At 45.9% G+C, this 15,217-nt stretch carries 12 protein-coding genes and 2 tRNA genes; 4 read left to right on the top strand and 10 right to left on the bottom strand.

Annotated elements, in window-relative coordinates; all coding sequences use genetic code 11:
- Positions 1-9: 9 nt before the first annotated feature.
- The 3 genes from ACSAZL_RS18225 to ACSAZL_RS18215 form a co-directional block, all read right to left on the bottom strand.
- Positions 10-594 (bottom strand): sugar O-acetyltransferase, encoded by a 585-nt coding sequence (locus tag ACSAZL_RS18225; RefSeq protein ID WP_440945995.1) that lies wholly within the window; start codon positions 592-594, stop codon positions 10-12.
- Positions 595-717: 123 nt separating this feature from the next.
- The gene (locus ACSAZL_RS18220; RefSeq protein ID WP_440945022.1) at positions 718-1,524 is read right to left on the bottom strand and encodes an IS5 family transposase; all 807 of its coding nucleotides are present in this window, start codon (positions 1,522-1,524) and stop codon (positions 718-720) included.
- A 150-nt stretch (positions 1,525-1,674) separates the two neighbouring features.
- Positions 1,675-1,748 (bottom strand) — tRNA-Val (locus ACSAZL_RS18215).
- A 248-nt stretch (positions 1,749-1,996) separates the two neighbouring features.
- Between ACSAZL_RS18215 and ACSAZL_RS18210 the strand changes: the two genes are divergently transcribed.
- A complete protein-coding gene (locus ACSAZL_RS18210; RefSeq protein WP_440945994.1) occupies positions 1,997-2,761 on the top strand; it encodes an A24 family peptidase C-terminal domain-containing protein in 765 nt (254 codons plus the stop codon).
- A 92-nt stretch (positions 2,762-2,853) separates the two neighbouring features.
- Here the strand turns inward: ACSAZL_RS18210 and ACSAZL_RS18205 are convergent, their stop codons facing one another.
- From ACSAZL_RS18205 to mutS, 4 genes are all read right to left on the bottom strand, one after another.
- A complete protein-coding gene (locus ACSAZL_RS18205; RefSeq protein ID WP_440945993.1) occupies positions 2,854-3,441 on the bottom strand; it encodes a cobalt-precorrin-7 (C(5))-methyltransferase in 588 nt (195 codons plus the stop codon).
- A 131-nt stretch (positions 3,442-3,572) separates the two neighbouring features.
- Positions 3,573-4,592, bottom strand: coding sequence for a cobalt-precorrin-5B (C(1))-methyltransferase (locus ACSAZL_RS18200; RefSeq protein WP_440945992.1), 1,020 nt, complete (start codon positions 4,590-4,592; stop codon positions 3,573-3,575).
- 666 nt (positions 4,593-5,258) lie between these two features.
- Entirely contained in the window at positions 5,259-7,364 is a 2,106-nt protein-coding gene (gene mutL / locus ACSAZL_RS18195) for a DNA mismatch repair endonuclease MutL (protein WP_440945991.1), read from the bottom strand.
- Between the two features lie 103 nt (positions 7,365-7,467).
- Positions 7,468-10,170 (bottom strand): DNA mismatch repair protein MutS, encoded by a 2,703-nt coding sequence (mutS, locus tag ACSAZL_RS18190; RefSeq protein WP_440945990.1) that lies wholly within the window; start codon positions 10,168-10,170, stop codon positions 7,468-7,470.
- Positions 10,171-10,723: 553 nt separating this feature from the next.
- Here mutS and ACSAZL_RS18185 point away from each other — a divergent pair.
- On the top strand, positions 10,724-10,927 hold the full coding sequence (locus ACSAZL_RS18185; RefSeq protein ID WP_440945989.1) for a hypothetical protein: 204 nt from the start codon (positions 10,724-10,726) through the stop codon (positions 10,925-10,927).
- A gap of 378 nt (positions 10,928-11,305) precedes the next feature.
- Here the strand turns inward: ACSAZL_RS18185 and ACSAZL_RS18180 are convergent.
- A tRNA-Pro gene (locus ACSAZL_RS18180) sits at positions 11,306-11,383 on the bottom strand.
- Positions 11,384-11,565: 182 nt separating this feature from the next.
- Complete coding sequence (locus ACSAZL_RS18175) at positions 11,566-12,099, bottom strand: CDP-alcohol phosphatidyltransferase family protein (protein ID WP_440948896.1); 534 nt, start codon at positions 12,097-12,099, stop codon at positions 11,566-11,568.
- 376 nt (positions 12,100-12,475) lie between these two features.
- Between ACSAZL_RS18175 and ACSAZL_RS18170 the strand changes: the two genes are divergently transcribed.
- Positions 12,476-13,624, top strand: a complete 1,149-nt coding sequence (locus tag ACSAZL_RS18170) for a (Fe-S)-binding protein (protein ID WP_440945988.1) — start codon at positions 12,476-12,478, stop codon at positions 13,622-13,624.
- On the opposite strand, the gene ACSAZL_RS18165 is transcribed toward ACSAZL_RS18170, so the two are convergent.
- Complete coding sequence (locus ACSAZL_RS18165) at positions 13,603-13,767, bottom strand: hypothetical protein (RefSeq protein WP_440945987.1); 165 nt, start codon at positions 13,765-13,767, stop codon at positions 13,603-13,605. The genes ACSAZL_RS18170 and ACSAZL_RS18165 overlap by 22 nt on opposite strands.
- Positions 13,768-14,569: 802 nt before the next feature.
- Between ACSAZL_RS18165 and mtbC the strand changes: the two genes are divergently transcribed.
- Complete coding sequence (gene mtbC / locus ACSAZL_RS18160; RefSeq protein ID WP_440948895.1) at positions 14,570-15,211, top strand: dimethylamine corrinoid protein MtbC; 642 nt, start codon at positions 14,570-14,572, stop codon at positions 15,209-15,211.
- Positions 15,212-15,217 lie beyond the last annotated feature (6 nt).

Here is a 15,217-nt window from a genome sequence, read left to right as displayed (position 1 = left end):
AAAAACAAATTAAAACTTCTTATCTTCATCGATAATCTCACGAATAACCCTGCAAGGATTCCCAACGGCAACAACGCCAGGCGGAATATCTTTTGTCACAACACTTCCAGCGCCGATGACAGTATTATCTCCTATAGTTACCCCAGGTAGTACAACAACATTCCCGCCTACCCATACATTGCTCCCGACTTTAATTGGATAAGCATATTCCAGTCCTGCATTACGACGTTCTGCATCAAGCGGATGTCCAGCTGTATAGAAGCCACAGTGTGGAGCGATCATTACATTATCCCCAAAAACAACCTTTGCTCCGTCAAGGATAATACAATTGTGATTTGCATAGAAATTGTTGCCTATTTCTATGTTGTAGCCATAGTCGCATATAAATGGCGGCTCAATAAGAAAAGAATCGCTGGTTTTGCCAAAAAGTTTCTGAATTAAAGTTGTCCTTTCCCCAATTTTTGCTGGATGAAGCCGATTATATTCGTAGCAAAGTGCTTTACAATAAGCTCGTTCATCGATCAGTTCTTTATCATAGCTTGCATTATATAATAAACCCTGGGCTGCTTTTTCTTTTTCAGTTCTTTCAGTCATTATTGTTTTCCTTCTTAGTAAAACGATAATTCTGTTTATTTAATTGTTCTTTAAAAAGAGGTCAACTGTGAACTTAAAGTTTAACAACCCTAAGAGCGTGTCTTAAAATTATTCTCCTTCTCTTTAATTCTTGATATTAGCGATTCTTTTAATCATTATTCTGATCATAGCCGCATATATCAATGCTTGACTTGATTCTGTTAATCCTTCGTAGTCTTTACTTAACCTTCGATATCTACCTAGCCATCCAAACGTCCGCTCTACTATCCATCTATGTGGAAGTACTTGAAATTCTTTGATATTATCTCTACGCTTAACTATTTCTAGTACCCATCCACATGTTATCTTGACCCACTCAATCAGTTTACCTGAATAACCAGCGTCAGCCCAAATAAGCTGTAATCGAGGGAATGCTCCATTAACTTGTTCCAGAACAAGTCTAGCACCATCTCGATCCTGGATATCTGCTGTATGAACCACAACCATCAACAGTAACCCTATTGTATCTACCAGAATGTGACGCTTTCTCCCTTTCACTTTCTTGCCAGCATCATACCCACGGACTCCTGGAGTTTCTGTGGTTTTAACAGATTGGCTATCTAAAATTGCAGCACTTGGCTCTGGTTCTCTACCATATGCAATTCTCAGTTCTATTCTCAGAACAGTATTGATATGTTCCCAAATTCCATAAATACGCCAAAGACGAAAGTAATGGTAAACAGTTTTCCAGGGTGGAAATTCGTGAGGTAGCATTCGCCAAGCACAACCAGAACGTAACAAATAGAAGATAGCATTCAATATTTCTCGATAAGAATGAACACGTTTTCTACCTCGATTTGTTTTGAGATCAGGAAAATAAGGATTAATTATTTTCCATTCTCTGTTGGATAAATCACTGGGATAAGGAAGCCTTATAGATCGTTTTGACATCGAAGAAAAACCAAGAGAAAAGGATTATTTAATTTTAAGACAGCCTCTAAGATAAACCCGACCTCGAAGCAAGAATAAGAAGCATTAGAAAAAAGCTCAATATATTCTTTGAATCGGAAAATAAGGAAGATAAAGCCAAAAAACAGAGAGTGGGCCCGCTGAGATTCGAACTCAGGACCTCCGCCGTGTGAAGGCGACGTCATAACCGTCTAGACCACGAGCCCATTAAGAAAAATTGAAAACTAATAAGGGTTAAGCAACCATAAAATAGAACTTCTTATGTATAAGCTTATCGCTTGCGGGCTGGTTTTGGGCTTGCCCGGGCCTGTTATGGGAGTACTTTTTTATCTTTTTGGCAAGGGGGTTTCGGTTCCTTTGTATATTTCGAGGGTTTTTAGTCAGGCGATAAAGTAAAGAAGTAAATAAGTAATAATGTTAATAACTATAGAAATAATTTAATTGTCTGGTTTGTATGATAGAAATCCTGAAAATCCTCTTTACCATGCCGTTTTTGTTCTACTCGTGCTATACCGACCTGAAGGAGCGCAGAGTCTCAAATAAGGTGTGGAAATACATGCTTGCATTGGGTTCGGTATTTGTTCTATATGAAGTTTTTACCGGAGGTGTTTCCTATCTTAAGGCCCTTATTTTTTCGGGAGTTATTGTTTTCCTTTCGATTTACATCCTTTTCCAGCTCGGAGCCTTCGGGGGTGGGGATGCAAAGGGGCTGATAGTGCTTTCTATCTTATTTCCGCTCTATCCGGTTTTCCAGCTCTCGGGAAAGGTCTATCCCCTGCTCGGGCTGCCTCCTATAGGGCTCTTTGCCTTCACTGTGCTGGAAAATGCTCTTCTGGTAACCACCCTCGTGCCTTTCGGGATGTTCTGCTACAACCTCCTGCATTTCTCGCCCGGGATGCTCAAAAAGCCCTTCTACATGTTTCTAGGGTACAGGACTGACGTGTCTTCCCTGAAAAATAAGGAGCACCTGGGGCTGCTTGAAAAGTTCGAGCTTGACGAAAACGGGACTGTCATCAGGAAGTTTGCACGGACAGGGCTCAATTTTGATGCAAACCGGAAGCCTGAGCTTGAAGAATACGCAAAAAAAGGGCTGATCGAAAAAGAAGTCTGGGTTACTCCGGGCCTGCCTTTCATGCTCTCAATTACGGCAGGCTTTATTATCGCGGTTACTTTCGGGGATTTAATCTTTTATGCCGTCGTCAGCTTTCTCGTGATCTGAACGGGGATTTTCTTTACTTTTTCCCATCTTTCTTCCCTTCTTTCCTTTTCCTATCTTCCTTCTTTCCTTTTCTTTTTCGGCGTCTTCTTTTTTCACTTTTTCTGTACGACAAGCAGCCCGTAGAGGATTGTTTCGGCAATCGGGGGGTTATCCGGAGTGCCTTTTGCGATCCTTTCTTCGGGGTAGCCGAGGTTTTCGCAGGTATAGAGCTCGGCTTCTATCCCAAGCTCTTTAAGGATTTCAGCAACCTCGCGGGAGCCGAATGCCTCTTCCGGCAGCAGGAAAATGTTTCTTTCGTTCCTCAATTCCCGGATCAGTTCGGCTTTTGCAGGCTCAAAGTCCCTGCCATGGGCTGTTATTGCGCAGAGGTTCGTCAGGTTTACCTTTGTACGCGCACAGGCTGCCTGCATTGAAGAGATTCCGGGAATTACGGTATCCTTTTCCCCTGCAAATTTTCCGAGCCCGGAAAACATGGGATCGCCTGTGGAGAGGACAACGGCATCCGCGGGCAGGAGGTGGAGCGACTTGTAGTCTTTAATCGTCTTTGCTTCGCAGGTGATATATTCCTGTGCGAGTTCAAGGGCTCTTTTTGCCCCGTAAACCACCGATGCCTTCCTGATCGCCCTTATCCCTTCTTCCGTGAGCATGCCGGGTCCGACCCCGACTCCTACCACAATCATAGTTTTTCTTCCCCTCTGTCCGGTTCGAATTCCGAGATCTTAGTCTCTGGATTTTACTTTTAATTCAATTTATGGATTTAATTTCAATTCAAAGTCCTAATTTAGTTTTAATTCAATTTCCGAATTCGTTTTTATTTCCCGCTTTTGCTGTCCATAAGGACAGACCCGTCCCTGTCAATAACAACGATTCTCGCACCTTTGCCTTTCTCAACCGCCATTTCAAAGGCTTCTTTCAGGCGCTCGTGTTCAGGGACTTTTTCAAGCATCTCAACAACGGTTGCATAGCCACTGCCTTCCAGCATCTCGGGGTTTCCCCATTTCAGGACAAGGCCCGGAAGTCCGCAGATAATGATGTCGCCTGAAGCGTTATCAAGCCCTTCCGAAATCCTGCTCCCGACCATAACAACGGTGTAATCGGGAAAGAGCATGTGAGAATACTTCATTCCTATCCGGCCCGTGGTCAGGACTACCCTGTCCGTGCAGCGGATCAGGTCTCCTCTCATCTCTCCCAGGTGGTCGTTCCAGGGCTCGACAAAGCCTGTGCTCCCGAGGACCGAAATTCCGCCTTCGACTCCTATCCTGCTGTTCAGAGTCTCTTTTCCTATCCTTTCCCCTTCAGGGATCGAGATCGTGACCTCGGCTCCCTTCAAACCCATTTCCTCTACAGCTTCCTGTACTGCAGCCCGGATCTGTTCCATGGGTTTCGGGTTGATGGCCGGCTTGCCCTTTGAGACCTGAAGTCCGTCCCTTTTTACAACTCCTATGCCTTTTCCGCCCAGGATGCTGATCCCCTCGATTTCCCTGGCTTCTCCGACAAATTCAAGCCCCCGGGTAATATCGGATTCGTGGTCGTTAGGGATCTTCTTTACAACTGCACGGCCGGGAGAGGATTCGCTGACTTCAAGGTAGGCTCTCAGTCCTACAGGGGTGGGCACGGAGACGCTGTCAACTGTTTTTTTAAGGGAAAGGACAGCGGCTTTTGCAGCGGCACTGGCTGTGGTTCCTGTGGTATATCCTCTCTTGAGTATGGACCCGTCACTCAGGATCACAATCATCCCGGATGCCACGTTTTTTTCAAGCTCTTCCCTGGGCAGCCCCGTAAGGGCAATCCATTCTTCAGGGATCTTGAAATTGTTAACAGGATCTATCATGGAAGAATACTCGGAGGTTTTTTATTATAAATGTATTGACCTGAAGCCTGGAAAAGAGCCTGAAGAGCCTCAATAAAACAAAACTGATACTTATGAAATCCCAGCAGGCTTTCTATGCAAACCCGGAAAAAAAGCCCGGATCTGGAAAAAATCAGCTGTCTGAAAAGACCAACGAAGGCCATAAACGATCAGCAAAGACCATAAAACAGCATAAGAATCACCAGGACAATATAGAAAAGAAGAATCACAGGACAATATAGAAAAGAAGAATCACAGAATATAGAAAAGAGTGGCATCATTCCAGAAGTGGGGATTTTTTTCGTTTTTCTGGAAGTTGGGGTATTTCTCTTGGGGTTTGAATGGGGGGTACCATTCTTGTGGGGGTTTGGGGGTTGGTGTGTGAAAAATAGTCTTGTGGAATGATGCCTTTTAGATGTCAGTATTCGCCTGACATCTATCTTAAATATTCGGTTCTATTATATAAATTTATAGGAAAAAAATGGTAGATTTCCAGTGGAAATCCCTTCGGGCCTCTCCACGAGTGAAAATCAGTATTCTTTCCGCTCATTCTATCGACAGATCGCGTTTTTTGTGGCGACCCGTTCTTCTCTGAACAGTCCTTTTCCTGGATTTTTTCAACTTTGTTCTTTTTTCAGGAGACGTTGTTTACTGAGTTCTTGCAAACATGCGGTCCAGTTCACTTTTTGTAAAGGTTATTACTGTTGGTCTCCCGTGCGGGCAGGAGTAGGGGCTTTCAGCAGCTTTGAGCTGTTCTATCAGCTCTTCCATTTGCCTTGTGTTGCAGGCTGCTCCTCCTTTGATTGCTGCCCTGCAGGCAAGGGTTTTGCTGACCTTTTCCGAGATCCCCGTATCTTTTTTGACCTTCCCTTCAGCCAGCAGGTCCGCTATCACATCATGGATTACACCTGTATCCTCTAGCCGCCCGAAAACCTCGGGCACAAAGGTAACGACATAGGTATTGTCCCCAAATTCCGAGATCCCGAAGCCGTATTCTTCCAGATATGGGATGTATTCCTCCATCAGCACCCTTTCTTTCGGGGCAAGTTCGATCATTACAGGGGTGATCAGTTCCTGCACTCTGGACTTTTTCGTCTTCAGGACCTGCTCGTACAGAACCCGCTCATGGGCTGCATGCTGGTCGATTATCACAAGGTCTTCCCCTTTTTCGGCAAGGATATACATTTTGGACACCTGACCTATGATCCGCAGGTCTTCGAGAAGATCGGTGTTTGCCTTCTGCTTCTGCTTCTGGCTTTGCCTCTCTCCGGCTTTCTCTTCTTTTCCGCCTGCCCTTTCCTCTTCCTTTCTACTTCCCTGTTCTTCTTCACTCCGGACTTCCCGGATTCCTGCCTTTTCTGCAAAATCCAGCAGACGTTCGGATTTCTTCAGCCTCCTTTCCGTATCCTTTATCGGATAGGTGTAAGCTTCGGACTTTTCTTTCAGGAGTCTGCTGGCACTTTCCTGGACCTTCGCTTCCTCTCTAACCTCTGTTTCCTTTCCGGCTTCCTTCCCGGTTACAGTTTCGCTTGATTTCCCTATCTTCTCTGCAGCTACTTTTTCCTGCTTTTCCTTCAGGGTTACAGGGGTCCCCTGCGGCTGAATTTTTCCTGATAATCCCTGATCTTCAAAGGTTTTCTGGAGTCTTTTTCCTTCCTTTTCCCTGACCTCTGGAGCAAGCCCGTGCTCCGAAAGGACCTTTTCAACTGCATGAATTATTGCATCCCCGACTTCCTTTTCCCGGCTGAACCGGACTTCGGCTTTGCGGGGGTGTACGTTTACATCCACCTCTCCGGGATCGAGGGTGAGAGCAAGCACTGCCACAGGGTAACGGCCTTTAGGGATCTTTGTATAATATCCTTCGCGAACAGCCGTGCTGACAGCCCTTGAAGTGACAGGGCGGGTGTTTACGAAAACGTATAACTGGTCACTTCCTCCCCTATTGTTTTCGGGTTTTGAGATATATCCCCGGATTTCAAAGTCTTCTGTCCTGTACTCAAGGGGCAGCATCGAGCGGGCGGTATCAGGTCCGAGCAGGTTGACAAGGCTTTTAAAAAGGTCGCTTGAGCCCGTACTTCTTATGACTGGCCTTCCTTCGCTTAGCAGAGTAAAGGAAATTCCGGGATTTGCAAGGGCAAGCCTTGTAACGGTATCAGTGATATGGGCAAGTTCGGTCCGGTCGCTTTTCAGGTACTTGCGCCTTGCAGGTGTGTTGTAGAAGAGGTCTTTTACGTGCACCGAGGTCCCGGGAGCCGTACCTGCATCCGCTGTTTCCTGCACCTTCCCTCCGTGGATGACCAGTTTTGTGCCGGTAATCTCTTCCGGGGGACGGGTAAGGATTTCTACCTTTGCAATGGCGGTAATTGAAGCAAGGGCTTCCCCTCTGAACCCCATTGTCGAGACCGTGTCCAGGTCTTCGATCCGCGTGAGTTTGCTTGTTGCGTGTTTTTCATACGAGAGGAGGGCATCGGCTCTGTTCATCCCGCAGCCGTTGTCCCGGATAAGGATGGAATGTTTTCCTCCCTTCTCAACTTCGATGCGGATTTCCGTGGCTCCGGCATCGATTGAGTTGTCCACAAGTTCCTTTACCACGGACGCCGGGCGTTCTATTACCTCTCCGGCTGCGATTTTATTTATCGTGTCCCTGTCAAGAATCCGGATTTTGTTTCCCTGCTCTTCCATCTTTTCTTCAACCTGCTCTTCAGCTTGCTTTCCGGTTTGCTCTTCCGTCATTTCTTCAATCTGCTCTCTCATCTGTTCTTCAATCTTCTATTCTAACTGTTCCTCTACCTGCTTTCCATCTGACCTTCCGTTCATTCTTCTATCCGTTTTTTAGTCTGTTTTTAATCTATTTCTTTTAGCCGAGCAGCTTTTTCAGCTCATGGAGTTTGTTCAGGGCTTCTATCGGCGTCATCTCATCCGGATTAACCTTTTTCAGGGCTGCTTCCACAGGGCTCAACCCTTTTGCTTTCCCCGAATTTTCACTTCCACTCCCGGGGTCGAAAAGCAGCATCTGGGTATAGCGGGCAGTTGCCTTGCTTTTCCTCTTTTTTCCGTTTTCGCCGTCCTCGGTTTCTTCAAACACGTTTTCCCTTTCAAGTTCCTTCAGGATCTCATTTGCCCTTTCGATAACCTTTTCAGGGACTCCGGCAAGCCTTGCCACGTGGATCCCATAACTCCGGTCTGTTGCTCCGGGAACGATTTTCCGCAGGAAAACCAGCTCGTGACCATCTTCTTTTACTGCAATATGGTAGTTTTTGACCCTCTTTAATTTCTCTTCAAGGGCTGTAAGCTGGTGATAATGAGTCGCAAAAAGAGCCCTTACGCCAACCTTTCCCCTGTTGTGCAGGAACTCCACAACGGCTTTTGCAATGCTGTACCCGTCATATGTACTCGTCCCCCTGCCGATTTCGTCAAGCAGTACAAGGCTTTTCGGGCTTGCATTATTCAGGATATTTGCAAGCTCCACCATCTCGACCATAAAGGTACTCTGCCCGCTTGCAAGGTCGTCAAAAGCCCCGATCCTTGTAAAGACCTGGTCGATTATGCCTACGGAGGCATGGGAAGCCGGGACAAAAGAGCCCACCTGGGCCATAATTGCAATAAGGGCGGTCTGGCGCATATAGGTGGACTTTCCTGCCATGTTAGGGCCGGTAACAAGCAAAAACTGATTCTCCTTGCAGTCCATTTCAGTATCATTGGGAACAAAGCCTCCTGATACGGTACTTTCTACTACGGGATGCCGCCCGTTCCTGATGAGGATCTTGCAATCTTCGGTGAGCTGCGGGCGTGTATAGTTGTTGTTTTCAGCAGCCTCGGCAAGGTCTGCAAGGACATCAAGGGTCCCTATTCTTTCTGCGGTTTCCTGAAGTTCCTTTGAACGGGAGGAAAGGGTCTGTGTGATTTCGGTGAAAATTTCGTATTCCAGAGCCACTGCCTTTTCGTTTGCTGTCAGGATAAGGCTTTCTTTCTCTTTAAGCTCGGGAGTAAAGAAACGCTCGGCATTTGCCATGGTCTGCTTTCTTATATAATCTTCAGGCACCTGGCTGCTGTTTGCATGGGTAACCTCAATGTGATAACCAAAGACCTTGTTGTATCCGACTTTCAGGGACTTGATCCCGCTTCGTTCTCTTTCCTTCTGCTGAAATGCTGCAATCCACTGTTTGCTGTTGCTTGCAATATCCCGGAGCTCGTCAAGTTCCGGGCTGTACCCGGGCTTTATCATTCCTCCTTCCCTGACAGATACGGGGGGTTCGTCCACAATTGCTTTTTCAATCATTTCAGCCAGTTCTTCCAGTTCGGAAAAGGAGGCAAGCCCTTCTGCAATCTCTTTTAAAATTTCGGATCCGGCTTTTTCCAGCAGGGAATCCCGGAGAGAAGGAACGACGTCCATAGACTTTTTCAGGGCTACAAGGTCCCTTGCGCTGGCATTTCCGTATACTATCCTTCCTACAAGGCGTTCGATGTCTCTTACATCCGAGAGCCAGTCCCTTATATCGTAACGGAGCAGCGAGTCTTCTGCGAGTTCTTCTACCGCGTCCAGCCTGAGGTTGATTTTTTCTACGGAAAGAAGCGGCTTTAAAAGCCATTTTTTCAGGGTACGATTCCCCATAGGGGTCCGTGTGCAGTTCAGGGTCCTGTACAGGGAATTTTCGTCTCCCTCATCCCTCACGTTTTTTACTATCTCGAGGTTGCGCAGGGTGACTGAGTCCAGAACCATGAACTCGGTGTTTGAGTAGGTTCTGAGGGTATTGATATGGGCAAGGTCCCTCATCTGGGTGGTCTTTGCATACTCAAGGGCAGCCCAGGCGGAATAAACTGCAAACTCCAGCTTCTCGCAGCCCATGCCCTCGAGGGTTGCAACCCCGAAATGGGTTTTTAATTTTTCTCCGGCGTCTTCGCTTCCGAAAACCTCGGGAGCAAATTCCTGCACAATTGTCTGGTCCCTTAGCCTGCCTGTAAGCTCCGGATTCCCGTACAGGGACGGGGGCAGGATGCATTCTGCAGGGTGCATGCGGGCAAGTTCGCTGAGGAGTTTTTCAAAGTTTTCCGAGTCTGTAAACTGGGTTGTAAGGAACTCTCCTGTCGAGATATCGAGGAAGGAGATTCCGAATTCCATTTCTTTTTCCCCGCTTTTTCCGGATTTTCCTATCTCTCTTCCTGCGACCGCCATGAGATAATTGTTTGAGGCATCCGAAAACATAGAAGAGTCTATTGCCGTTCCCGGGGTTACAACCCTGACAACCCCCCGCTTCACAACTCCCTTTGCCTGCTTCGGGTTTTCGAGCTGTTCGCAGATGGCTACCTTGTACCCCTTGTTTATCAACCTGGGCAGGTAGGTGTCAATGGCATGGTAGGGAATTCCTGCAAGCGGCATTCTCTCCCCTGTTTTGTCCTTCCCCCGGGCTGTCAGGGTAATTTCAAGTTCCTTTGCAATGGTTTTTGCGTCTTCCCCAAAGGATTCGTAGAAGTCTCCCATCCTGAAGAAGATAAGGGTGTCAGGGTATGCCTGCTTGGCTTCGTAGTACTGGCGCATTGCAGGGGTCATCATTTCTGTCATTTTTCAACTCACTGTAGGCCTTGAATCTTTAATATTCATAGTTATATCCACAGTTAATATCTATATCCGGCACAATACTGAATCTGGAACGGGGAACCCTGAATAAACGGCTGGCCATTTTAGCGGCTGGTTACTCTGGTTAAGCAGCATCTTTTCTCCCCGCATACGAGTTTGGACATCAACTTGAACATCAGTTTGAACATCAGTTTGACTATCAGTTTGACTATCAGCTTGACTATCAGCTTGACTATCAGCTTGACTATCAGCTTGACTATCAGCTTGGAGATCAGCTTGGAGATCAGTTCAAAGATCAGTTCAAAATACTATGTCTTTATCTTGAATCATGCTTCTTATATATAATTTAACAATTCGGGATTGTAAGCCTTATCAAAGGAGGGAATTGCTCTGAGCCGGGAAAAATTAGTTGAAGTCTGTCCTGTCTGCGGGAACGCGGATATTTACTATGAGGTTGGGGGATTTGTAGGTTCAGTCTACCACTGCAAGGAATGCGGGTATGTCGGAGCTTTTGTTGTTGAGGCTAACGAGGAAATGATTGAGAAAATTAAAGAGAAGTATAAGCGGGAAAAGGAGAAGGAAAAGGGAGAGGAAAAAGAAGAGGAAAAAGAAGAGGAAAAAGAAGAGGAAAAAGAAGAGGAAAAAGAAGAGGAAAAAGAAGAGGAATAAAAATTCAACTATACATTTTACATTTTTATATTTTTCTGGGACTTTAAAATTTGCTGAAAAAGCTCCTGTCTGATTCCTTGAAAATATTTTTTGTCTTGCAGTAGTCTGGACGATAGGTAAAAGAAACTAAAGTTATCCATTGTTATCTGTTTTTATAGTTTTCATCCCAGACTGTAATTTATCCACGTATCTGGCTTTCAGGCTTTCTTTTCTTTCTTCGAAGGGCTGCCTGCTTCTCAGTCGGTGAGTATCTGGGTCCTGAAGACAAATCCAAAATCCTGAACCCTGGATCCAAAGTAAACTCAAAAACTATGGATTAGTCTGGGAATGAGTCTGAAATTGATGAGTCTGACATACGGAAATTGTGCTGACAAATAGAATTACACAACATGATGTCCGGTTGTAAAAATGTGGTAAAATATGTAAAAACGTCAAAAAGCTGAACAAATTTTGGTGGGGCCGTTGAGATTCGAACTCAAGTCGCAAGACCCCCAGTCTTGCAGGATGGACCAAGCTACCCTACGGCCCCGCAGAGCAGGTTATATTTCTTCGATGGCAATGGGCTTTTCCTTACTTGCCATCAACAAACTACTGTAATTAAACATGTAGTATAAATGAGTATCGGTAGGGAAAAGCCAGTCCCCTATCTTTGTTATTTTTTCGATTGTTGGCCTGCGTTTTTTTGCATGGGCTTTTCTCCGGAATTCTGGCTTACGGTTTCTGGATCTCGGGTTCGGATGGATTGCTCAGTATGCTTTTTGCCCGCAGGACCCTCTGGATCATGGTAATATGGGAGAAGATGGCTATCAGGACAAGAGCCCAGCCGAGGAAACCTGAAAGGGCTCCCAGAGCCAGGATGAGCATCCTTTCCGTACGTTCGGCAATCCCGACAGAGAGTTTCCTGCAGCCTGCGGACTCTGCACGGGCGCGGGTATAGCTTACCAGAAAAGAGCCTATAAGGGCAAAGCCTGCCCAGAGCCAGCCGTCAATTCCCAGGATCGGGGCAAGTAAAAGTCTGCCGTTAATCACTCCTGCCATTATCCCGAGAAACATCAGCCCGTCGGAATAGCGGTCGCATACCGAGTCAAGGACACCTCCGAAAGGCGTAATCCTGCCTTTTGCTCTTGCGACTCCTCCGTCAAGGATATCAAAAACTCCGCTGAAGAGGATCAGGAGCCCTCCTTCAAAAGGTTTTCCCAGTGCAAATGCAACTCCGGCAGCCACGCTTACTGCAAAACCCAACAGGGTAAGGGTGTTTGGGGACAGGGGTACTGAGCGGGCAAACGGAACTATCAGCTTTCTTGCGCTGTTTTTCAGGTCTTCGAATATTTCAATCCCTTCCTTTTATCTGGCTACTCTTCCTTTTTATCTGACTCTTTTTTCCTTTTATCCGGCTGTTTTATCTGGCTATTGATACTCCATATCCAGATATAGTCTTATCTTTTTTCTAAAGATTTCGGGCTTCAGGGTTCTGTGCAGTCCTTTGAAAGAGCCCTTTAAAAACTTGAAGGGCAGCTTTCCTGATTGAATGGTCTGCAGGAATGAAATTCTCCAGAAAAGGGTTTTAAGGATCGGTACATGAATAAAGTCGCACGAGTTTAAAATGATATGGAGTTAAAATATGAATATAGTGGAAGAACACAGGGAAAAATGTACACAATGCGGACAGTGCCTTTCAGTCTGCCCCCGGTACGATGACCTCGGTTTGCTTGATCTGCTTTACGGATATCTGGAAGGGACTTCCGGAATCGAACCTGCTTCCCTGCTGCGCTGCCTTACCTGCGGGCTTTGTGCCGACACCTGTCCCGATGGCCTGGGCATCAAGATGCTTATCTCTCCTGCCCGACAGAAATGGGTGAGTGAACACGGGCTTACGGACAGGCAAACTATGGCAGACCCTGATGCTGAAAATAATATCTTCAAAAAAATTGCTGAAATGGATGAAATTCCTGCGTACAAAGACAGTCAGGGTTCCGTAGTGTATTTCCCGGGCTGTGCAGGCACCTATATTAACAAAAATATGGCACGTGCAACCGTCGCTTTGCTGGAAAAGGTAGGGGTCGATTACACGGTTCTGAGCGGACTTGAATACTGTTGCGGGGCTGTTTCGGCAGGAGCGGGAAATCCTGCTCCTATCATGCGGAAAGGGCAGCTAAATCTCAATGAAGTCAGGAAAAGGGGGGCAAAAATCCTGCTTACTACCTGCCCCGGCTGTTTTAAGGCTTTTAAGGAAATCTATCCCAGAATGTTCGGGGAACTGGGCTTTGAGGTGCTGCAGGTCTCTCAGTACCTGGAACGCCTGATTAAGGAAGGCAAACTTTCTCCCGAATCTGCTCTTAAACACAGGGTTTTTTACCACGACCCCTGCCATCTGACCCGGGGCATGGGGGTTTACAGGGAGGCAAGAAACGTGCTCGAAAATATCCCCGGCACAGAGCTTGCAAACAAAACTCCTGAAAATTCAGCCTGCTGCGGTTTCGGGGGCGGGGTAAGGGTCAACTATCCTTCCGAGTCCCTTTCAGTTGCTTCGGACCGCTACAGGGCTGCTGAGAAACTGGACTGTGACGTTATCATAACTAACTGCGGGGGCTGTATGCAGAACCTTGTTGAAGCCGGAGGGGACGAGCAGATAAAAGTCTTTGACCTCGCTGAATACCTTTGCCTTGCTTGCGGAGTAAAAATCGAGCGGGAAGATGAGAAAATGCTTGAACTTGTAAACAGGGCTTACAGGCTCTGTATTTCCGGATATCAGGAGCCCGACTTGCCATAAATTCTCCCGGGAATTTTTTTCTTCATGATTCTTTTTCCTGGGATTCTTTTTTTGGAATTCTTTCTCTTGAAATTCTTTTTCCCGGGATTCTTTCTCCTGGGATCCTTTCTCTTTGGAATTCTACTTCTTTTTGATTCCTTCAACTCTCTTTTTTCTCTTTTTCCTTTTCCCCTTACTTTCTATCCTTTTACTGCAGACACAAAATCGTAGCAAAAATCTAGCCCAGCAATATTTCTTATATATAATGTTTTCTCTTTTTTCCGTTTTTCTAACCTGAATTCTGTTCAAATCCCGGGAGAGAACAAAAGTCCTGCGCAAAAAAGGAATTTATGATTGTCCATCAGATTCTACAGCTCAAAATTCTAATAAAAAACAGCTTCAATAGCCCTCTTACATCATTGTGCCTTTAACAATGAAATATTCTACTTTTTTAATATTTTAGCCGAAATTTCTACCGTTAACTTTATTTTTCCTGCTCTTATATACCTTCAAAAGTCCATCTTTAATGTTTTATATTTATATTTTTCGTTATGTCTTCTCTTTTCCTCTCCTAAACACTCCCTTCAAAATATTTTAACCAAAAAGTATTTATGTAACCCTTGGTTTTGCCCTGCTCGTTCTGACAAAATATTTATACCAGTAAATCGAACTTTAACTTGGAGACATCTATAATGATGAGTAAACAGACGGGATTTAAAATGGCACCAAAAACACTCCCTCTGCTAAAGTACTCATGAACCCCAATCAGGATAATAACGGATCTTTCCTGATTTCACAGTTTCGCCTGTAGTAATCATGATTCCCTATCTGTGGTTATCGTGAATTACTTCTTGTGCACTCATGACTCATCGAGCGTGAGCTGACAATTCGAATGTTCATGGTTATTCATGATATTTCTGGGCCGAGACGTCTCCATAGTTGAAAAACTAAAACGGAGGATGCAATATTAGCAAAGAAGAATTGCTTCAGGAACTTGCAGGTGCTGTAATCACCTGTAAAAAGGATGCGGTACTCGCTGCCGTTGAAAAGGCAAAAGGAGAACTGGATCCCTCCGAAATCATTGAAAATGGGCTTGCAGCAGGCATGAACGAAGTGGGTGTCCTCTTTGAGAGGGGCAAACTTTTCTTACCCCATGTGATGATGGCTGCTGACGCAATGACTGCCGGAGTTGACTCCTTAAAGGACCTTATGCCTGAAGGCTCTGCCAGCTCGAAAATGGGCGTTATTGTGAACGGTACCGTGGAAGGCGATGTCCATGACATCGGGAAATCCATCGTATCCACCATGCTCCAGTCCGCTGGTTTTGAAGTGCACGACATCGGTCGTGATGTCCCGGTCAAGAACTTTGTCCAGAAGGCAAAGGAAGTCGATGCTGACATGATCGGACTTTCCGCTCTTATGACCACCACTCTTCCCGGCCAGAGAGAAGTTATTGAACTCCTCAAAGAAGAAGGTCTCAGGGAAAAAGTAAAGGTCATGATCGGAGGCGCTCCGGCTACCCAGGCCTGGGCAGACAAGATCGGTGCAGACTGCTATGCTGAAAACGCAAGCGAAGCTGTTGCCAAGGCAAAAGAACTGCTGGCTTAAATTATT

The sequence above is a fragment of the Methanosarcina mangrovi genome, from assembly GCF_052057765.1.
Taxonomy (GTDB): domain Archaea; phylum Halobacteriota; class Methanosarcinia; order Methanosarcinales; family Methanosarcinaceae; genus Methanosarcina.
This window is presented reverse-complemented; position numbering and strand designations above follow the sequence as displayed.